This is a genomic window from Terrabacter sp. AAH1 (assembly GCF_054456855.1).
Map to the genome: position 1 here is coordinate 826,849 of NZ_JBTJJV010000001.1, position 18,568 is coordinate 845,416.

Here is an 18,568-nt window from a genome sequence, read left to right on the forward strand (position 1 = left end):
GTCTCGCCTATCCTGCATGAGATGGCCCGACTGCTGCTGCTCACCAACGCGCTCGCCCCGAGCGCCGAGGTGCTGCCCGCGCTCGGGCTGCTGAGCCACACGGTGCGCATCCTGCCTGCCGAGGCCACCGCGCTCGTCGACTCCCCCGACTGCGACGTCGTCATCGTCGACGCGCGACGGGAGCTCGCGAGCGCCCGGTCGCTGTGCCGGGTGCTGCGCACCACCGGGATCGGCACCCCCCTGCTGGCCGTCCTCACCGAGGGCGGCCTCGCCGGCCTCACGGCCGAGTGGGGCCTCGACGACGTGCTGCTCGACTCCGCCGGGCCCGCCGAGGTCGACGCGCGGCTGCGCCTCGCGATGACGAAGGGCCAGGACGACGAGGCCGACCTCGACATGCCGATCACGTCGGGTGACCTCGTCATCGACGAGGCGAGCTACTCGGCGAAGTTCCGCGGCCACCCGCTCGACCTGACCTACAAGGAGTTCGAGCTCATCAAGTACCTCGCGCAGCACCCCGGCCGGGTCTTCACCCGGGCCCAGCTGCTGCAGGAGGTGTGGGGCTACGACTACTACGGCGGCACCCGCACCGTCGACGTGCACGTGCGGCGACTGCGGGCCAAGCTCGGCCCCGACCACGAGGCCCTCATCGGCACGGTCCGCAACGTCGGCTACCGGCTCGTGCCCGACCGTCCCGAGGCTCCCGCAGCCCAGCCCGCCGACGCCTGAACCGGTCGAGCCGGTATGCCGAACGGTCCGGCTCCCGAGGGAACCGGACCGTTCGTCGGTCCACCGTCGTCAGGCGGTCACGGCGTGTACGTGACGCGGTCCAGCGGCGGTGCGGTGTAGGGCGAGTGCTTCTCGAGGTAGTTCGAGAAGGCGTCGATGTCGAGCCCGCCGAAGTACCGGTCGGTGCCACCGCGGAAGGCCGGGAAGCCGTCCCCGCCGTCGGCGAGGAAGTTGTTCGTCACCACGCGGTAGGTGGCCGTGGGGTTGACCGCCACACCGTTGATCTTGACGTCGCTGACCGAGACCCGGTTGTGCGTGTACGTCAGGCCGGCGCTCGTGGCGAGCACGTAGGGCCGGGGCGGCGCGCCGGACGAGTTGATGAACTGCTGGTTCAGCACATCGATGATCTGCTGGCCCGTGAGCGTCAGCGACACGAGGTAGTTGTTGAACGGCTGGACCGTGAACGCCGCCTCGTAGGTGACGTTGCCGTCGGAGTTCTCGACGAGGTCGGCTCGGATGCCGCCGGCGTTCATGAACGACACGACGGGCGTCTGGCCGCCCGTCACGACCGACGGGTCGGCGAGCTGGGCATCGGCGATGAGGTCACCGAGCGGGGACTCGCCCGCGGCGTTGGGAGTGCGGCTGACCACCGAGCCCGCGACCTGGCCGATGACCTTGTTCGCGATCGTGGAGACCAGAGTCTTGTACCGGGCGATGAGGGCCGTCTGGGCCGGGTCCTTGGCGACGGTGCGCTCGACGATGTGGTTGGCCGAGGTGGCCGTCGTCGGCCGGACGATGTCGGAGGTGCGGCGGTCGTACGTGAGCGTCGTGTCGGTGTAGAGGCGACCGAACGACGAGGCGGACGTGACGAGACGCGGCTTGCCGGCAGGGTCGGGCAGCGCGCAGACATAGGGCTGGTGCGTGTGGCCGGAGACGACCATGTCGATGGCCGGGTCGAGGTTCGCGTTGATGTCGACGAGCGCGCCGGAGATGGAGCCGCCGGTCTGGCAGGCCCAGTCGTAGGACTGGCCGCTCTTCGTCGGAGCCGCGCCCTCGTGCAGCAGCACGACGATGGCGTTGACGCCCTGCGCCTTGAGCACGGGCACGAGAGCGTTGGCGGTCTCGGCCTCGTCCTTGAACGACAGGCCGGCGACACCGGAGGCGGTGACGATGCTGGGCGTGCCCTCGAGCGTCATGCCGATGAAGCCGATCTTGGCCCCGTTGAACTTCTTCACGGTGTAGGCCGGCAGGATCGTCTTGCCGCTCGAGGTCTCGACGACGTTGGCCGCGAGCATGTCGAAGTCGGCTCCGCCGAACACCCCGTCCGGGCAGGAGTTCTGGTTGTTCTGGCCCGCTCCGTCGTCGATGCACCCGCCGTGGGCGAGGCGCTGGAGCTCCTTGTAGCCCTCGTCGAACTCGTGGTTGCCCACCGACGTGACGTCGAGGCCGAGCTTGTTCATCGACTCGACGGTCGGCTCGTCGTGGAAGGCGGCGGACAGGAGCGGGGAGGCTCCGACGATGTCACCGGCGGCGACGGTCAGCGAGTAGGGGTGGCCCTTGCGTGCCTGGGCGAGCTCCGTCGCGAGGTACTCCACGCCGCCGGCGTTGACGAAGTTGATCTGCTCGGTGCGGTTGCCGTCGCCGTCGATGTCGTCCACGTCCGTGTAGAAGTGGTCGATCGTGATGCGACCGCCGGAGCCGCCGGGCGCCTCCAGGTTGCCGTGGAAGTCGTTGAACGACAGCAGCTGGATGTCGAACTGGGTCTTGCCGGGGGCGCTACCGGTGCTCGACCCCGCGGTGGGTGCGGCGAGGGCCGGGGCCGCGAGCGCAGCGGCGCAGGCACCTGCGACCGCGACGCCGGCGATGCGGCGGGTGGAACGGGACATGTCTTCCCCTTGCTCATGGATGGTGAACGTGCCCGCGGGCACCCGGGGAGGGTATCTCCGCACACGGGCGATTTGGGGTTTGCGAGGCAATGGTTCGGTAAAGGCCGGATGTCCAGTCGGACCCGGGCGGGGAGTCCGGACCGTCGGCGCCGGGAGCCGCACGCGTCGTGGTGGAATCGCCGTATGCCGCGCCCGACGATCGCCCGCCACGACGCCACGCACCCGCTGACCCACGAGGCGGCCGAGGCGGTGCTGGCGCTCGCCCTGGCGGCCGCAGCGCACGACGGCGCGCAGCCCCTCTCGGAGCAGTTCCTCCTCTCCGTGCGGGCTCGCGAGCACGACGGCGTCGAGCACGTCCTCGCGCTCGCCGACGACGGCACGGTCGTCGGCTACGCCCAGTCCCGCACGGGCGAGGCGCCGGACGGGGCGCCCTCGGGTGAGCTCGTCGTCGCCCCGACCGCCCGCCGCGCCGGCGTCGGCACGGCACTGCTCGAAGCCCTGCCGGACGGCATACGCCTCTGGAGCCACGCGGTGGGGGCGGCCGCCGACGCGGCCACGGGCTTCGCCGCAGCGCGCGGGCTCGTGCCCGTGCGCTCGCTGCACGTCATGGGTCGGTCGCTCACGGGTGGCGACCCGTGGCCCGAGGCAACGGTCGACCCGAGGTATGCCGTGCGCACCTTCGAGCCCGGACGTGACGAGGAGGCGTGGCTGGCACTCAACGCCGCCGCGTTCGCGCACCACCCGGAGCAGGGCTCGCTGCGCCGGACCGACCTCGACCAGCGGATGGGCGAGCCGTGGTGGGACCCTGCCGGCCTCATCCTCGTCGTCGAGGCCGACCATCCCGACACGCTCGTGGCCTCGCACTGGACGAAGGTCGACCCGCCCGGCGGCGACGTCGGCGAGGTCTACGTCGTCGCCGTCTCACCCGACCACCAGGGCGAGGGGCTCGGCCGCGCCGTCACAGTGCTCGGCCTCGACCACCTGCGCTCCCTCGGGCTCGACAGGGTCGTGCTCTACGTCGACGAGGAGAACACGGCGGCCGTGCACACCTACCGCCGGCTCGGGTTCGAGGACGTCGAGGTGCACCGGCAGTACGCCCGTGCGACCTCGGCCCGGCCCTCGGACGGTGACCGGACCGCCCACGGCTGAGACGAGTTCACCCTCCGGTCGCCCATCGGTGCCACGATGGGCAGATGAGCACCGGCAGCCTCACGACCACCGACCTCGACGAGCCCGAGGCAGCGTCCGCCCAGGAGACGACGACCGAGGAGACGACGACCGAGGCCGCCGAGGTCAGCTCGTTCGCGGCCACCGTCCCGACGCGGCGCGTCCCGGCGCGTGCCTCCAACGGTCGCTTCGTCGGCACCGGCGCACCCGAGGACGAGGGCGAGCTGCCGGCCGACCGCTACCTCGAGCGCGAGCTGTCCTGGCTGCAGTTCAACGAGCGTGTGCTCCAGCTCGCCATGGACCCCGCGGTCCCCCTGCTCGAACGCACCCGGTTCCTCGCGATCTTCTCGAACAACCTCGACGAGTACTTCATGGTGCGCGTCGCGGGCCTCAAGCGCCGCATCGCCACCGGGCTCGCGGTGCGCACGGCCGCAGGTCTCGAGCCGCGCGAGCTCATCGAGCGCATCGCCCGGCTCGCGCACGAGCTCATGCTGCAGCACGCGTCCGTCTTCCAGCACGACGTGCGTCCGGCGCTCGAGGACCAGGGCATCACCATCGTGCGCTGGGACGACCTCGATGACGACGACCGCGAGCCGCTGCACTACTTCTTCGCCGACCGTGTCTTCCCGGTGCTCACCCCGCTGGCCGTCGACCCTGCGCACCCCTTCCCCTACATCTCGGGGCTCTCGCTCAACCTCGCCGTGCTGCTCCAGAACCCCAAGACCGGCAGCGAGCACTTCGCGCGCGTCAAGGTGCCGCCGAGCCTGCCCCGCTTCATCCTCGTCGAGGAGGACGTCGACGCGGAGGTCGAGCGCAAGCGGTTCGTGCCGCTCGAGGACGTCATCGCCAGCCACCTCGACCAGCTCTTCCCCGGCATGATCGTCATGGAGCACTTCTCGTTCCGGGTCACCCGCAACGAGGACCTCGAGGTCGAGGAGGACGACGCCGAGAACCTCCTGACCGCCCTCGAGAAGGAGCTGACGCGGCGCCGCTTCGGCCCGCCGATCCGGCTCGAGGTCGAGGACGAGATCGACCCGAAGGTCCTCGACATGCTCGCGCGCGAGCTGCAGATCAGCGACCGCGAGATCTACCGCCTGCCGACGCCGCTCGACCTGCGGGGCCTGTTCACCATCGCCGACGTCGACCGCAGCGACCTCGAGTTCGCCAAGTTCTTCCCGCGCACCCACCCCGACTTCGCCCCGACCGAGAGCGCCAAGGCCATCGACCTGCTCGCGGCGGTGCGACAGAAGGACGTGCTGGTCCAGCACCCCTACAACTCGTTCTCGACGTCGGTGCAGGCGTTCATCGAGCAGGCGGCGAACGACCCCAAGGTGCTCGCGATCAAGCAGACGCTCTACCGCACCTCGGGCGACTCCCCCATCATCGACGCCCTCATCGACGCCGCCGAGGCGGGCAAGCAGGTGCTCGCGGTCGTCGAGATCAAGGCCCGCTTCGACGAGGTCAACAACATCTCGTGGGCCCGCAAGCTGGAGGAGGCGGGCGTCCACGTCGTCTACGGCGTCGTCGGCCTCAAGACCCACGCGAAGCTCTGTCTCGTCGTGCGCCAGGAGTCCGAGGGCCTCGTGCGCTACTGCCACATCGGCACCGGCAACTACAACCCGAAGACGGCGCGCGTCTACGAGGACTTCGGCCTCTTCACCACGGACCCCCAAGTGGGAGAAGACCTTTCGCGCCTCTTCAACCTCCTCTCCGGCTTCGCGCCCCGCAGCAAGTTCAAGCGCCTGCTCGTCGCGCCCCGCTCGGTGCGCTCGGGCCTCATCGACCTCGTCGACGAGGAGATCGAGCTGCACCGCAACCGGTCGAAGGACGCCCCGCCCGGACGCATCGTCTTCAAGGCGAACTCCATCGTCGACGAGGCCACCATCGACGCGCTCTACCGCGCGAGCATGGCCGGCGTGCGCGTCGACATCTGGGTCCGCGGCATCTGTGCGATCCGGCCGGGCGTCGAGGGCCTCTCGGAGAACATCCGCGTGCGGTCGGTCCTCGGGCGCTTCCTCGAGCACTCCCGCGTGTTCTGGTTCGAGCACGGCGGCGACCCGCAGGTCTACATCGGCAGCGCCGACATGATGCACCGCAACCTCGACCGCCGCGTCGAGGCGCTCGTGCGCATCGCCGACCCGGGCCACATCGTCGAGCTGGCCGACCTCATCGACCTCGCGTTCGCCGAGACGACGTCGCGCTGGGACCTCGGGTCCGACGGCCGCTGGGTGCGCCACCACCTCTCCGAGTCGGGCGAGCCGCTCGACGACCTGCAGGAGAAGCTCATCGAGCGCCACGACAAGCGGCGCCGCAAGGCGCGCCGGCGCTGACCGGCATACGGGCACCTGCGACGCGTGGGGCGACCCGCCGGGCCCACGTCGGGCAGACTGGCGCGCGTGGCCTCCGTGATCCCCGCAGCCGGCACCTTGCCGTGGCGCCGCCGTGGCGGACGGCTCGAGGTGGCGCTCGTGCACCGGCCGAAGTACGACGACTGGTCCTGGGCCAAGGGCAAGCTCGACCCCGGTGAGCACCCGAGCGTCGCGGCCGCGCGCGAGACGCTCGAGGAGACCGGTCTCGTCGTGCGTCTCGGCGTGCCCCTCCCGTCGGCGGAGTACCCGGTGCTCGACTCGACCGGGGGTCCCGCGACGAAGCAGGTGCACTACTGGGCCGCGCGGGTCACCGGGGGCACCGGCGTGCTCGAGAACGAGATCGACGAGGTCGCCTGGGTCGACGTGCGCTCGGCGAACGACCGCCTCGACTACGCCCGCGACCGCGAGCAGCTGCTCGCCCTCGTGCGGGCCGAGCGTGCCGGCGAGCTGCGCACGTGGCCCCTTGCCCTCGTGCGGCACGCCAAGGCGGTCCCGCGCGGCAAGTGGGAGCGCGACGACCGCCTCCGCCCGCTGGATGCCGTGGGGCGAGCCCAGGCGGGCACCGTCGCCGCCGTGCTCGGTGCCTACGGGGTCGAGCGAGTCGTGTCGTCCTCGTCGTCCCGCTGCGTCTCGACGGTGGAGCCGTATGCCGTCGGGCGGGGACTGCGGCTGCGCACGCGCGACAGCCTCTCGGAGGAGGGCTTCGCCGAGAGCCACGACGGCGCTCTCGCACAGGTCGAGCGCCTGCTGCGCAAGGGTGACCCGGCGGCGCTGTGCAGCCACGGGCCGGTGCTGCCCACCCTGATCGAGGTGCTCGGCAGCCGGGTCTCGCACTCCGACGACCGTGGTGACGTCGCCGAGCTGCTGCGCCAGGCCGCGGCCGAGTCGATGCGCAAGGGCGAGGTGCTCGTCTGCCACGTCGTCGGCAAGGGTGACGACGCGCGCGTCGTCGACGTGGAGCGCATCGACACCTGAGGGCACGCCGACCAGCTGCCCGAACCCTCCATCGTGGGCGCGTTCCGACTGTCGCGCATCCCGGGCCGGGGCCGCACCCCAAGCCGTCGACCTGCGTTCACCCTCCGTTAACCGCACGTGGACGGCCCGTCACCCAGCGGACCTATCTTCGCGATGGATCAACCGTCAAGCAGCGTCGCTCGACAAGGTCCGCTCCACCTGGTCGACCGACCACCGGAACAACTCCAAGCATCCTTTTCGAGAGGGAACACACTCGTGTCTGTTTCGCGTATCAGCGCTCTCGGCGCCATCGCCCTGTCCGGCGCTCTTGCGCTCTCCGCCTGCGCGTCCGAGAACAACGGCGCCCAGCCCGGCGCGGGTTCGACCGGCGCCGGCGGCACCTCCGCCGGCGCGGGCGACTGCTTCTCCGGCGACCTCAAGGCCGAGGGTTCGTCGGCGCAGAAGAACGCCATCGACGAGGCCATCAAGGCCTACCAGACGGCCTGCGCCGACGCCACGATCGACTACCAGCCCACCGGCTCGGGTGCCGGCATCAAGCAGTTCATCGCCAAGCAGGTCGACTTCGCCGGTTCTGACTCGTCGCTCAAGACCAAGCCCAAGGACGGCGTCATCGAGTCCGACGCGGCCAAGCAGGCCTGTGGCTCCGAGGCCTGGAACCTCCCGATGGTCACCGGCCCGATCGCGATCGCCTACAACGTCAAGGGCGTCGACAAGCTCGTGCTCAACGCCGAGGTCGCCGCGAAGATCTTCGACGGCAAGATCACCGCCTGGAACGACCCGGCCATCGCGGCGCTCAACAAGGGCGTCACGCTCCCCTCGACGCCGATCAAGGTCTTCTTCCGCTCCGACGAGTCGGGCACGACCGAGAACTTCACCAAGTACCTCAAGGCCGCCGCGCCCGGCGCCTGGTCCTACGAGACCGGCAAGAAGTGGACCGGCAAGGGCGAGGGCAAGGAGAAGTCGGCCGGCGTCGCCACCGCGACGAAGGGCCAGGACGGCGGCGTCACGTACGTCGAGCTCTCCTACGCCCAGCAGAACCAGCTCCCGATGGCCCAGATCGACACGGGCGCCGGCCCCGTCGAGCTGACGGCCGAGTCGGCCGGCAAGACGGTCGCCACCGCCGAGCAGACGGGCACGGGCAACGACCTCGCCCTCAAGATCGACTACGCGACCAAGGAGGCCGGCGCCTACCCGATCGTGCTCGTGACCTACGAGATCGTCTGCTCCAAGTACGCCGACGCCGAGACCGGCAAGAAGGTCAAGGCCTTCCTCAAGTCGTTCGCCTCCGACGAGACGCAGAAGGGCCTCGAGGCCAAGGGCTACGCCCCCCTGCCGGCCGAGGTCGCCGCCAAGGTCAAGACCGCGGTCGACGCGATCTCCTGATCCACCGCCCGGCTGGTCCGGAGCACACCGGACCGGCCCACAACGCAGGGGCGGGCGCCGCACTCGGCGTCCGCCCCTTGCGCCAGTTCTCCCCCGACCAAGGAAGAGGCCCCACGTGTCGACAGTGACAGGTGTATCAGCCGCCGACGAGCTTCCCGGCCCCGACGGCGGCACGCCGCTGCGGGGCGACCGCGCCTCCACCGGACGCCTGGGCGACCGCCTGTTCGGTGGTTTCGCCACGTTCAGCGGCGTCCTCGTCATCGCCATCGTCACCCTCATCGCGGTGTTCCTCGTCGTGCAGGCGATCCCGGCCCTGACGAACAACTCCGAGAACTTCTTCACGAGCCGCGTGTGGTCCCCCGGCGGCGAGAAGCCGGCGTTCGGCATCCTCGAGTTCCTCTGGACCACCGTCGCCGCCTCGACGATCGCGATGCTGATCGCGGTGCCCGTGGGCGTCGCGGTGGCTCTCTTCCTCACGCAGTACGCCCCGGTGTGGATGCGCCGGCCCGCGGCCGGTCTCGTCGACCTGCTCGCTGCCGTGCCCTCGATCGTCTACGGCCTGTGGGGCCTCATCGTCTTCTTCCCCGTGTGGAAGCCGGTCCAGCAGTGGGTCGAGGACAAGCTCGGCTGGTTCCCGCTCTTCGGCACCGCCGGCATCACCGGCGGCACCATCGCCTTCATCGGTGTGGTGCTCGCGATCATGGTCCTGCCCATCGTCACCGCCCTCTCGCGCGAGGTGTTCGACCAGACGCCCGCCACGCACAAGGAGGGCGCGCTCGCCCTGGGCGCCACCCAGTGGGAGATGATCCGCACGGCGGTGCTGCCCTTCGGCAAGCCCGGCGTCATCTCCGCCGCGATGCTGGCCCTCGGCCGCGCCCTCGGCGAGACGATCGCGGTCACCTTCCTCGTGTCCGCCCTGCCCGACGGCGCCAAGTGGACGTGGTCGCTCTTCAACGGCGGCGAGACCTTCGCCTCCAAGATCGCGAACAACGCGTCCGAGTTCAGCAACCCGAGCAAGACCGGCGCCTACATCGCGGCCGGTCTCGTGCTGTTCGTGCTGACCTTCGTCGTCAACAGCATCGCCCGCATCGTCATCGAGCGCAGGAAGGCCTTCAGCGAATGAGCACGGTGACCGAGAGCCGCGGGCCCGCCGACGGCGTGACGCCCGACACCACTCCGCCCGGGGGCAAGGGTGGGCGCGACGTCCTTCGCGAGATGGACAACCCGCACCGCGTCCGCGCCGTCAAGGACGTCGTGGCCAAGGTGGTCATGTGGTTCGCCTTCGCGCTGGCCATGATCCCGCTCGTGTGGATCCTGACGACCGTCGTCGCCAAGGGCGTGCACATGCTCGGCTCCGCCACGTGGTGGACCGGCAACCAGCGCAACATCAACTCCGACGACTTCGGCGGCGGCGCGCGCCACGCCATCGAGGGCACCCTCGAGATGGTCGGCATGACGACCCTCATCGCCGTGCCGATCGGCATCATGACCGCGGTCTACCTCGTCGAGTACGGACGCGGCGGCCTCGCCCGGGCGATCAGCTTCATGGTCGACATCCTCTCGGGCATCCCGTCGATCGTCGCCGGCCTGTTCATCTACGCCGTCGTCGTCACGACCTTCGGCCTGCGCCAGTCGGGCTTCGCCGCCTCGCTGGCCCTCGTGCTGCTCATGATCCCGGTCATCGTGCGGTCCACCGAGGAGATGCTCAAGCTCGTCCCGAACGAGCTGCGCGAGGCCTCGTACGCGCTCGGCGTGCCCAAGTGGGTGACCGTCGTCAAGGTCGTCCTGCGCACGGCGTTCTCGGGCATCATCACCGGCGTGCTGCTCGGCGTCGCCCGCGTCATGGGCGAGACGGCCCCGCTGCTGATCCTCGCGCCGTACACGAAGAACTTCCAGCGGGATCTCTTCAACGGCAACTTCCCCACCCTGCCGATGATGATCAACCAGGACCGTGGTGACCTCGCCCTGCCCGCGGCCGCGGAGCGCATGTGGGGCGCCGCGCTCACCCTGATCCTCCTCGTCCTGCTGCTCAACGTGATCGGCCGCGTGGTCGCCCACTTCAACGCGGTCAAGAAGTAAGAGAAAGAGAAGCCTTCTCATGGCAAAGCGAATCGACGTCAGCGACCTCAACGTCTACTACGGCTCCTTCAAGGCCGTCGAGGGTGTCTCGATGACGGTCGAGCCCCGGTCCGTCACGGCCTTCATCGGCCCTTCGGGCTGCGGCAAGTCGACGTTCCTGCGCACCCTCAACCGCATGCACGAGGTCATCCCCGGCGGCCGCGTCGAGGGCAAGGTCATGCTCGACGACCAGGACCTGTATGCCGCCTCGATGGACCCCGTGACCGTGCGCCGCACCGTCGGCATGGTCTTCCAGCGCCCGAACCCGTTCCCCACGATGTCGATCTACGACAACGTCGCGGCCGGCCTCCGGCTCAACGGCGTCAAGAACAAGAAGACGCTCGACGGCATCGTCGAGAGCTCGCTCAAGGGCGCGAACCTCTGGAACGAGGTCAAGGACCGCCTGAACAAGCCGGGCGCGGGCCTCTCCGGCGGCCAGCAGCAGCGCCTGTGCATCGCCCGCGCCATCGCGGTACAGCCGCAGGTGCTGCTCATGGACGAGCCGTGCTCGGCGCTCGACCCGATCTCGACGCTCGCGATCGAGGACCTCATCAACGAGCTGAAGAACGACTACACGATCGTCATCGTCACCCACAACATGCAGCAGGCAGCGCGCGTCTCCGACCGCACCGCCTTCTTCAACCTCAAGGCGACCGGCGAGCCGGGCCGCCTCGTCGAGGTCGACGACACGACGCGGATCTTCAACAACCCGTCGCAGCAGGCCACCGAGGACTACATCTCCGGCCGCTTCGGCTGACCCGCGCGTTCCGCCCCGCACAGCACAGTGCCCACTCGCCCGGGTTCGACCGGTCGAGTGGGCACTTTTGTGTGCGCCCCGAGGAGGCTCAGCGGAAGACCGCGGTGATGTACCAGGCGACGACGGCCACGAGGCCGGCGCCGGGGAAGGTCAGCACCCACGCGCCGACGATGTTGCCGGCCACGCCCCAGCGCACCGCGGAGAAGCGCTTCGTGGCGCCGACGCCCATGATCGACGACGTGATGGTGTGGGTCGTCGAGATGGGCGCGCCGAAGGCGAGGCCCGCGACGTAGAGGATCGCCGCGGCCGTGGTCTCGGCCGCGAAGCCCTGCGGGGGCGTCATGTGGATGATGCGCCGACCCAGCGTGCGCATGATGCGCCACCCACCGGCATACGTGCCCAGCGAGATGACGACGGCCGAGAGCACGAGGACCCAGAGCGGGATGCTGTCGTCGCCGTGGTGGCCCGAGATGTTGAGCGCGAGCACGACGACGCCCGCCGTCTTGGCGGCGTCCTGCAGACCGTGGCCGAAGGCCATGGCCGCGGCCGACGCCGTCTGCGCCGTGCGGAACCCGCGCGACACGCGGCCGGGGTTGGCGTTGCGGAACATCCAGAGGATGGCCGTCATCACGAGGTATCCGAGCACCAGTCCGATGATCGGAGAGGCGATCATCGGGATGATGACCTTCTCCCAGATGACGGTCCACTGCACGTTGACACCCGCGACGAGCGCGGCGCCGCCGAGGCCACCGATGAGGGCGTGCGACGACGACGAGGGCAGGCCGAACCACCACGTGAGCAGGTTCCAGCCGATGGCGCCGACGAGTGCCGCCGCGACCAGCCAGAGGCCGTTGACGCCCACCGGCTGCTCGATGATGCCCGAGCCGATGGTCTTGGCCACCTTGGTGCCGAAGAAGGCGCCGAAGAGGTTGGCGACGGCCGCCATGCCGAGGGCGACGCGCGGCGTCAGCGCCCGCGTCGAGACAGAGGTCGCGATCGCGTTCGCCGCGTCGTGGAAGCCGTTGGTGTAGTTGAAGCCCATGGCCAGTGCGATGACCGCACCGACCCCGAGGACGGGGATGGTCGTGTCCATCAGCGGGTCAGGACTCCTTGACCGCGATGCCCTCGACGACGTGGGCCACCTTCTCGAACGCGTCGGCGGCGTTCTCGAACCCGTCGACGATGGCCTTGACCTTGATCACCTCGACGGCATCGTGGGCGTTGTTGAAGAGCGCGGCGACCTGCTTGCGGTGCAGCGAGTCGGCCTGGTTCTCGAGGCGGTTGATCTCGATCCAGTAGCTCTTGAGGTCCTTGAGGGAGCGCAGGCGCGGCATCGCCTCGGCGGTGACCTCGGCCATGCGCGCGAGGATCTCGAACTGGTCGGCCAGGCCCTCGGGGATGTCACCGAGGCGGTAGAGGACGATGAGGTCGGCGGTCTCCTCGATGAAGTCCATGCAGTCGTCGAGGGACGCGGCGAGGTTGTGGATGTCCTCGCGGTCGAACGGCGTGATGAACGAGGTGTTCACCTTGTTGATCAGCTCGTGCGTCGCGTCGTCGGCGGCGTGCTCGAGCTCCTTGAGGCGGTCGGCGACCGCCTGGCGCTTCGAGGGCTCGACCTCGAGGAAGCGGGTCAGCTCCCGGGTCGCCTCGACGAGCAGCTCGGCGGATGAGGTGAAGAGGGTGAAAAAGCTCGTGTCCTGGGGTGTGAGGCGAAAACCCACGAGGTTGCTCCGGTCGATCGGGTGGCTGGTCCGGGGACGATGCTACGGCGTAGGAGCGACCCGGACGCAACCCGGCGGTCATCCGGCGTTCGCCCCGTGTTCGGCAACCGTCGCCGGTGGACCGCCGACAGGCTGGTGGGCCGACGCTCAGGCAGGCGTGCTGCGCGACGGGCTCGCCGCGGCGGCCTCACCCGTGATGCCGAGCAGCTCGTCGACCTCGTCGGGGGTGAAGTGGCGTGGGCTGGACGACGCAGCGACCACCAGGTCGCTCACGAGCTCGATCTCATCGGCCAGTGCGACATCGAGCAGGTCTCCGGAGCGTTCCTCCTCGGGCGTCATGAGATCACTGTAGGCACCTGCGCCGGGGCTCGTGTGGGGAAGGGCCGATCGAGATGGGCGGGCGGCTCGACAGACGCTGGACACGCTACGGACAGACGTGTGACAGGACCCCGACACCCGCCGACACGCCCCGCGCCGCGCACCCGGGAGCGCCCGTGGACGCGGCGACGTGGGGGAAGAGGTTGCGTCGGGCCGGGAGCGCCTCTCGGCACTGGGCCGCTCGTAGCGGCTGAATTTGGGACCCGGGGCTACCGCGACCCGACGCGCGTCAAGAATAGATCGGCGCGAACGGATCGCCAAAGACGACCGGACGCACGACCGTGTTCCGGGCCACCGCCGGGAGCGGGGCGGCCTCAGTCCAGCGCGTCGGCCCGCCAGAGACGGGCGCAGACGGCGAGGTCGTCGGCCATGACGAGGACGTTGGCGGCCTGTTCGGCACTGTCGTCGCCCGACGAGATGTCGGCCCGACCGGCGGACACGACGCGGCAGAAGGCAGCGGCACGCTCGAGGGCGACGGCGAGGTCGCCCTCGAAGACGCCGCGCATCACCTCGTCGATGACGCGCCCCATCTCCTGCGGGCCGGGTGGCTCGGCGGCGCCGGCGACGGCGTGGTTCGGGCCGGTGAAACGGATGCCGGCGGCATACTCGCGGCTGGCCTCGTCGGGGGCGCGCCGGACCCACTCGCGCAGGACGTAGAGGCGCCACAGGGCGCCGGGCAGGGACCGGGCCGGGCGCTGGGACCACAGCTCGGCCAGGGTCGACAGGCCGATGTCGTCGACGAGCGCGACGAGCTTCTGCGTGACGGCGGGGTCGGCCGCAGCACGACCGGCGTGCACGAGGGCCAGCGCCGTCTCGTGGGCGACGTGGATCTGCTCGGTCGGGTCATAGGCGGGCCCGTGCGCCTCGAGGGCGGACTCGCTGAAGAAGGCGGGCCGCCGGTGGGCGCGATGCTCGCTCTCGCTCATCCCTGAAGGCTAGCCCCCGCCACCCACGGCACGGATGATGCCGAGACGCCCCAGACCTTGGACAAAGCTGAATTTCTTGTCGAGCCCTTGTGCAATGTTGAGTCTTTGTCTAGGGTTTCGGTGTCGGTCAAGAAAGCGCCGCCGCCCACTCTGGATGGAGCTGACATGACTGACCCGTCGTACGGTCCGCGCAAGGACGCACGTACTCGTGAGCTGATCACCGCGGTCCGCACCTCCTCGTCGGACGCCGAGCGCTCCGAGGCGCTGGAGGCCGTGACCCGCCTGCACATGCCCCTCGCGCGGTCCCTCGCGCACCGCTACTCCGGCAAGGGCCTCGACCGCGAGGACCTCGAGCAGGTCGCCTTTCTCGCGCTGCTCAAGGCGATCCAGCGCTTCGACCTCGACCAGTCGACCGAGTTCGGTGCCTACGCGACGCCGACGATCACCGGGGAGCTGCGCCGCCACTTCCGCGACCACGGCTGGCTCGTCCGCCCGCCGCGCGGCCTGCAGGAGCGCCGCCAGGTCGTCGCCGACACGCGGACCCGGCTCGAGCAGCAGCTCGGCCACGAGCCCGGCGCCGCCGACATCGCCAGCGCCCTCGACCTCACCCTCGACGAGGTCAAGGAGGCTCAGGTCGCCTCGACCAACCTGCGCCCCGCCTCGCTCGACGCCACGACGACCGAGGGCGGGCGCCCCGTGCTCGACCTGGTCGACGCTCGTGCCGACCACGACTCCGACCCCGCCCGCGACGAGGGCATCGTCGTGCGCACCGCCCTGATGCGCCTGCCGGCGCGCGAGCAGCGCATCATCGAGCTGCGCTTCGAGCACGACATGACCCAGGCCGAGATCGCCGACACGATGGGTCTCAGCGCGATGCAGGTCAGCCGCCTGCTGCGCCGCATCCTCGCCGAGCTGCGCGAGCAGCTCGAGTCCGCAGAGCTGCTCAGCGCCTGACGTCCTACCTCGGCCCGGCGGCCCATCACCGGGCCCGGTCGACGTCGACGTGCTGATGGTCTGCCTTGTCGGTGGGGTGGTCACCACACCGACAGGCAGACCATCACGCGTCCCACCCGCGCGGCGGCTGGCGCGAACGGTCAGCTCGGACGGTCGGCTAGGACGGTCAGTGCTGGAAGGTGCCGTGCAGGATCGCCCTGCCGAGGGTCTTGAACGCGAGGTTGAACGAGACGACCGCGGGCGACGCGGAGTCGTCGACGCCGAGCGTCGGCTCCGACACTGCGTGCACCACGAAGAAGTAGCGGTGCGGCATGTCGCCCTCCGGAGGGGCTGCACCCATGAAGCCCTTGTCGCCGCCGTCGTTGCGCACGTGGAAGGCCTTGCCGGGCAGCGAGTTCGCGGCCGCCCCCGTGTCGAGGGACGTCACGTCGGCCGGCAGGTCGACGAGCACCCAGTGCCAGAAACCGGACGGCGTCGGCGCGTCGGGGTCGAAGCACGTGACGACGTAGCTCTGGGTCCCCTCGGGTGCGCCGCTCCACGACAGCTGGGGCGAGGTGTTGCCCTCGGCAGCGACCTGGTCGTCCTTGAGGGGCGCTCCGTCCGTAACGTCGTCGCTCGTCACCGTGAAGGAAGCCACCCGGGGCAGCAGCTCGTAGGGGTTGGGGGCGACCGGGCGGTCGAGGCTCATGCGGTCCTCCTGCGTCTCGTTGGCACTTGCACCGTACCCGCGCACCCGCACCCGCCGACCCCTCTCGACGCACCGACGTGCGAGCCGTGGACGTCCGAGCACAGGCGGAGCCTGGTCGTTACCCTGAAGACGAACCGGGCAAAAGGGACAGGGGGCCGGGATGCGGGGAGAACACAGGGCACCGCGCAAGACGGGGCAGCAGCAGCCGAGATCGACGCAGGATCCCTTGCGCCCCAACGACTTCCCGGTGTTCGCCGTGCGTGAGTGGGCCTCGCGCTTCTACGAGCAGCGACGGCTGGAGCGCGACGGCGCCTGGTGGCGGCTCGCGTGGCCCTTCGGCGTCGCGCTGCTCCTCGGCGGGCTCGCCGGGGCGGTGGCGACGCGCTGGCCGCTCACGCAGAACGACGTGGCTCTCGGCGCCGCCGTCGTCCTCACGGCAGCAGCCGCAGGCGTGTGCGTCGGCGGCATCATCCGCTGGCGTGCAGTCGGCCTGCGCCGCAAGGCCGCCCGGTCACGGCCCGCGACCGTCGACGAGCTGCCGAGCGCCGCCCGCGCCCTGGTGCTCGACTCCCCGCGGCTTCGCTTCCGCCGACCGGCCGACGCTGCGGGCATCGCGGCCGTACGCGACGACGTGGCGTCCCAGGCGCCGCTCGGCCGGTTCGCAGCGACCGTCCTCGTGTGGGCGCTCGTGGTGGACGACGACGAGGCCACGCTCGAGGACTGGGTCCGCGGGCGCGCGGGCTGAAGCGGCAGACGAGACCGGCCGCGCCGACCGCCTTCAGCCGCCGGAACCGAGCGCCCCGACCGCCCTGGCGACGACGAGCAGCGACGTGAGCAGGGCTGCCGTCGCCTCGAGCCCCATGAGGCACTTGGCCCGCGGCGAGAGCGGCATCGTGTCGGTCGGGCTGAACGCGCTGGAGTTCGTCAGCGAGACGTAGAGGTAGTCCACGAAGTGGGGGCGCCAGTTGGTGCTGATGCTCGACCCGGCCGCAACCTCACGCACCGCGTCCTGGTTCTCGTCCTGCGAGAAGCGCCAGTCCGCGGGCGGGAGCCGATCGCGGGTCACGGTCTGTCGGGCCACCGGCCCACCGCGGTCGATCTCCCAGAAGAGCAGCCCGAACCCGATGACGTTGGTCAGCCACACCTGCATCCCCGCCACGAGCAGCGGCATCCCGCCGCGGTCGGAGGCGGAGAGCGACGCGACGAGCATGCCGAGGGCCACGAGGTTCGTCGCGATCACGAGGCACGCCAGCACGATCGACACCGCCCTCGACCAACGGGTCTGGCGCACGAGCCGTCGCGGGTTGGTCACGAGCAGCGCTGCGAGCAGTGCGATCTCGACGACGGGGATCGCCAGACGAGGGCCGACGAGCAGCGACTCCGGCAGGCCGGCATACGCGACGGCTGCCACGACCACCGCAGCGGCAGGCGGGAGCCGGTTCTCGCCGCGGCTCGACCGCGGCTCCCGGCGGTGACGGGACGGGGTGCGAGGCATGCGCTCAAGGTAGCCCGGCAACCATGGACCGAGGCTTGCGCGCGCCGAGGAGCGACCTCATCCTTGGACCGTGGACCGCACGGACGAGATGAGGGCCCTGGCCGACGTGCAGGCGCGTCTGCAGGCACGCTTCCCCGACCTCGACTCCGAGGTGGTCGAGGCGGCCGTGCGTCTCTCGCACTCGAAGCTCACCGGACGGGTGCGCGACTTCGTGCCCGTGCTGGTCGAGCACGCCGCCCGCGACCGTCTCGCCTTCGCCGCCCGGGAGGGTGACAACGACACCCTGCGCGACATCGACCCGGGGGCGCCGCCGGCGCCCGCGACCACGGACCCGCATGGTCAGTCCGGGGACTGAGGCCCGCGTCGACCTCTGGCTCCGCGCACCTGACGCCGCCACGCGCGGCGAGGCGTCCGACGTGGACGTACTCGACGTGGTGGAGCTCCAGCGCTGGCAGCGCTTCAGGCACGTCGAGAGCGCCCGGGCGTATGCCGCAGCGCATGCTCTGGCACGCAACGAGATCGGGCGCCTGCTGGGCCGGGAGCCTTCGTCGCTCCGGTTCGACCGGACGTGCACGACCTGCGGCGCGCCACACGGTCGACCGCGCCTGCTCGACGACTCCGCACTGCACCTCTCCCTGAGCCGCACCCCCGACCTCGTCGCGCTCGCGGTGTCGCGCTCCGGCCCGGTCGGCGTCGACGTCGAGCGGCGACAGGCGGCCTCGTTCGACGGCTTCGCCGAGGTCGCGCTCCATCCCGGGGAACGGGCCACCGGCGCAGCGGCGGCGTCGCCCGACAGTGCGGTCGCCTGGGTGCGCAAGGAGGCAGCGCTCAAGGCTCTGGGGGTGGGGCTGCGGGTCGACCCGGCGAGCATGCGCACCCCGACCGAGGGGCAGGCGGGCGAGGTCGTCGCCGGGCTGCCGCCCGTCACGGTCGTCGACGTGCGGGCAGAGCCCGATCCGGCCGGACACGCGGTGGCGGTCGCCCTGGTCGGCAGCGACGCACCCCTCGTGGTGCGCCGGCACTGA

At 70.7% G+C, this 18,568-nt stretch carries 19 protein-coding genes; 12 read left to right on the plus strand and 7 right to left on the minus strand.

Going from position 1 to position 18,568, the window contains the following annotated elements; translation table 11 throughout:
• Positions 1 to 21 precede the first annotated feature (21 nt).
• Entirely contained in the window at positions 22 to 726 is a 705-nt protein-coding gene (locus ACXR8F_RS03895; RefSeq protein WP_458798795.1) for a response regulator transcription factor, read from the plus strand.
• Between the two features lie 77 nt (positions 727 to 803).
• On the opposite strand, the gene ACXR8F_RS03900 is transcribed toward ACXR8F_RS03895, so the two are convergent.
• A complete protein-coding gene (locus tag ACXR8F_RS03900) occupies positions 804 to 2,612 on the minus strand; it encodes a bifunctional metallophosphatase/5'-nucleotidase (RefSeq protein WP_458798796.1) in 1,809 nt (602 codons plus the stop codon).
• A gap of 183 nt (positions 2,613 to 2,795) precedes the next feature.
• Here ACXR8F_RS03900 and mshD point away from each other — a divergent pair, with 183 nt between their 5' ends.
• The 7 genes from mshD (at position 2,796) to pstB (ending at position 11,381) form a co-directional block, all read left to right on the plus strand.
• Positions 2,796 to 3,761, plus strand: coding sequence for a mycothiol synthase (mshD, locus tag ACXR8F_RS03905; protein ID WP_458798797.1), 966 nt, complete (start codon positions 2,796 to 2,798; stop codon positions 3,759 to 3,761).
• 44 nt (positions 3,762 to 3,805) lie between these two features.
• A complete protein-coding gene (locus tag ACXR8F_RS03910) occupies positions 3,806 to 6,109 on the plus strand; it encodes an RNA degradosome polyphosphate kinase (protein ID WP_458798798.1) in 2,304 nt (767 codons plus the stop codon).
• A 66-nt stretch (positions 6,110 to 6,175) separates the two neighbouring features.
• A complete protein-coding gene (locus ACXR8F_RS03915) occupies positions 6,176 to 7,123 on the plus strand; it encodes an NUDIX hydrolase (protein ID WP_045190947.1) in 948 nt (315 codons plus the stop codon).
• Positions 7,124 to 7,378: 255 nt separating this feature from the next.
• Positions 7,379 to 8,506 (plus strand): phosphate ABC transporter substrate-binding protein PstS, encoded by a 1,128-nt coding sequence (gene pstS, locus ACXR8F_RS03920; protein WP_458798799.1) that lies wholly within the window; start codon positions 7,379 to 7,381, stop codon positions 8,504 to 8,506.
• Between the two features lie 115 nt (positions 8,507 to 8,621).
• Positions 8,622 to 9,629 carry a phosphate ABC transporter permease subunit PstC gene (pstC, locus tag ACXR8F_RS03925; RefSeq protein ID WP_458798800.1) on the plus strand — a complete coding sequence of 336 codons (1,008 nt, stop codon included), beginning with the start codon at positions 8,622 to 8,624 and terminating at the stop codon, positions 9,627 to 9,629.
• Positions 9,626 to 10,585, plus strand: coding sequence for a phosphate ABC transporter permease PstA (pstA, locus tag ACXR8F_RS03930; protein ID WP_045190952.1), 960 nt, complete (start codon positions 9,626 to 9,628; stop codon positions 10,583 to 10,585). Before pstC ends, pstA begins: the two co-directional genes overlap by 4 nt.
• Before the next feature lie 19 nt (positions 10,586 to 10,604).
• Positions 10,605 to 11,381, plus strand: a complete 777-nt coding sequence (gene pstB, locus ACXR8F_RS03935; RefSeq protein ID WP_045190954.1) for a phosphate ABC transporter ATP-binding protein PstB — start codon at positions 10,605 to 10,607, stop codon at positions 11,379 to 11,381.
• Positions 11,382 to 11,469: 88 nt separating this feature from the next.
• Here the strand turns inward: pstB and ACXR8F_RS03940 are convergent, their stop codons facing one another.
• The 4 genes from ACXR8F_RS03940 to ACXR8F_RS03955 form a co-directional block, all read right to left on the minus strand.
• Positions 11,470 to 12,474: an inorganic phosphate transporter gene (locus ACXR8F_RS03940; RefSeq protein ID WP_458798801.1), complete on the minus strand. Its 1,005-nt coding sequence runs from the start codon at positions 12,472 to 12,474 to the stop codon at positions 11,470 to 11,472.
• Positions 12,475 to 12,481: 7 nt separating this feature from the next.
• A complete protein-coding gene (locus tag ACXR8F_RS03945) occupies positions 12,482 to 13,102 on the minus strand; it encodes a DUF47 domain-containing protein (protein WP_045190956.1) in 621 nt (206 codons plus the stop codon).
• A gap of 147 nt (positions 13,103 to 13,249) precedes the next feature.
• A complete protein-coding gene (locus ACXR8F_RS03950) occupies positions 13,250 to 13,441 on the minus strand; it encodes a hypothetical protein (RefSeq protein WP_045190957.1) in 192 nt (63 codons plus the stop codon).
• A 353-nt stretch (positions 13,442 to 13,794) separates the two neighbouring features.
• Positions 13,795 to 14,406: a hypothetical protein gene (locus tag ACXR8F_RS03955; RefSeq protein ID WP_458798802.1), complete on the minus strand. Its 612-nt coding sequence runs from the start codon at positions 14,404 to 14,406 to the stop codon at positions 13,795 to 13,797.
• A 165-nt stretch (positions 14,407 to 14,571) separates the two neighbouring features.
• On the opposite strand from ACXR8F_RS03955, the gene ACXR8F_RS03960 reads away from it, so the two are divergent.
• Entirely contained in the window at positions 14,572 to 15,360 is a 789-nt protein-coding gene (locus ACXR8F_RS03960; RefSeq protein ID WP_052677286.1) for a sigma-70 family RNA polymerase sigma factor, read from the plus strand.
• Positions 15,361 to 15,526: 166 nt separating this feature from the next.
• Here the strand turns inward: ACXR8F_RS03960 and ACXR8F_RS03965 are convergent, their stop codons facing one another.
• The gene (locus ACXR8F_RS03965; protein ID WP_458798803.1) at positions 15,527 to 16,048 is read right to left on the minus strand and encodes a YbhB/YbcL family Raf kinase inhibitor-like protein; all 522 of its coding nucleotides are present in this window, start codon (positions 16,046 to 16,048) and stop codon (positions 15,527 to 15,529) included.
• A gap of 226 nt (positions 16,049 to 16,274) precedes the next feature.
• Between ACXR8F_RS03965 and ACXR8F_RS03970 the strand changes: the two genes are divergently transcribed.
• The gene (locus ACXR8F_RS03970; protein WP_458798804.1) at positions 16,275 to 16,793 is read left to right on the plus strand and encodes a hypothetical protein; all 519 of its coding nucleotides are present in this window, start codon (positions 16,275 to 16,277) and stop codon (positions 16,791 to 16,793) included.
• Between the two features lie 33 nt (positions 16,794 to 16,826).
• On the opposite strand, the gene ACXR8F_RS03975 is transcribed toward ACXR8F_RS03970, so the two are convergent.
• The gene (locus ACXR8F_RS03975; RefSeq protein ID WP_045190961.1) at positions 16,827 to 17,543 is read right to left on the minus strand and encodes a hypothetical protein; all 717 of its coding nucleotides are present in this window, start codon (positions 17,541 to 17,543) and stop codon (positions 16,827 to 16,829) included.
• 70 nt (positions 17,544 to 17,613) lie between these two features.
• Here ACXR8F_RS03975 and ACXR8F_RS03980 point away from each other — a divergent pair, with 70 nt between their 5' ends.
• Together ACXR8F_RS03980 and ACXR8F_RS03985 are read left to right on the plus strand one after the other, a co-directional pair.
• The gene (locus tag ACXR8F_RS03980) at positions 17,614 to 17,898 is read left to right on the plus strand and encodes a three-helix bundle dimerization domain-containing protein (RefSeq protein ID WP_458798805.1); all 285 of its coding nucleotides are present in this window, start codon (positions 17,614 to 17,616) and stop codon (positions 17,896 to 17,898) included.
• Between the two features lie 61 nt (positions 17,899 to 17,959).
• Positions 17,960 to 18,568 carry a 4'-phosphopantetheinyl transferase family protein gene (locus tag ACXR8F_RS03985; RefSeq protein WP_458798806.1) on the plus strand — a complete coding sequence of 203 codons (609 nt, stop codon included), beginning with the start codon at positions 17,960 to 17,962 and terminating at the stop codon, positions 18,566 to 18,568.

What these genes read in the sequence shown, in the direction of transcription:
- ACXR8F_RS03895 (WP_458798795.1), top strand. Translation starts at nt 22, where the DNA reads ATGGCCCGACTGCTGCTGCTCACCAACGCGCTCGCCCCGAGCGCCGAG.
- ACXR8F_RS03900 (WP_458798796.1), bottom strand. Translation starts at nt 2,612, where the DNA reads ATGTCCCGTTCCACCCGCCGCATCGCCGGCGTCGCGGTCGCAGGTGCC.
- mshD (WP_458798797.1), top strand. Translation starts at nt 2,796, where the DNA reads ATGCCGCGCCCGACGATCGCCCGCCACGACGCCACGCACCCGCTGACC.
- ACXR8F_RS03910 (WP_458798798.1), top strand. Translation starts at nt 3,806, where the DNA reads ATGAGCACCGGCAGCCTCACGACCACCGACCTCGACGAGCCCGAGGCA.
- pstA (WP_045190952.1), top strand. Translation starts at nt 9,626, where the DNA reads ATGAGCACGGTGACCGAGAGCCGCGGGCCCGCCGACGGCGTGACGCCC.
- pstB (WP_045190954.1), top strand. Translation starts at nt 10,605, where the DNA reads ATGGCAAAGCGAATCGACGTCAGCGACCTCAACGTCTACTACGGCTCC.
- ACXR8F_RS03940 (WP_458798801.1), bottom strand. Translation starts at nt 12,474, where the DNA reads ATGGACACGACCATCCCCGTCCTCGGGGTCGGTGCGGTCATCGCACTG.
- ACXR8F_RS03950 (WP_045190957.1), bottom strand. Translation starts at nt 13,441, where the DNA reads ATGACGCCCGAGGAGGAACGCTCCGGAGACCTGCTCGATGTCGCACTG.
- ACXR8F_RS03955 (WP_458798802.1), bottom strand. Translation starts at nt 14,406, where the DNA reads ATGAGCGAGAGCGAGCATCGCGCCCACCGGCGGCCCGCCTTCTTCAGC.
- ACXR8F_RS03960 (WP_052677286.1), top strand. Translation starts at nt 14,572, where the DNA reads ATGACTGACCCGTCGTACGGTCCGCGCAAGGACGCACGTACTCGTGAG.
- ACXR8F_RS03965 (WP_458798803.1), bottom strand. Translation starts at nt 16,048, where the DNA reads ATGAGCCTCGACCGCCCGGTCGCCCCCAACCCCTACGAGCTGCTGCCC.
- ACXR8F_RS03975 (WP_045190961.1), bottom strand. Translation starts at nt 17,543, where the DNA reads ATGCCTCGCACCCCGTCCCGTCACCGCCGGGAGCCGCGGTCGAGCCGC.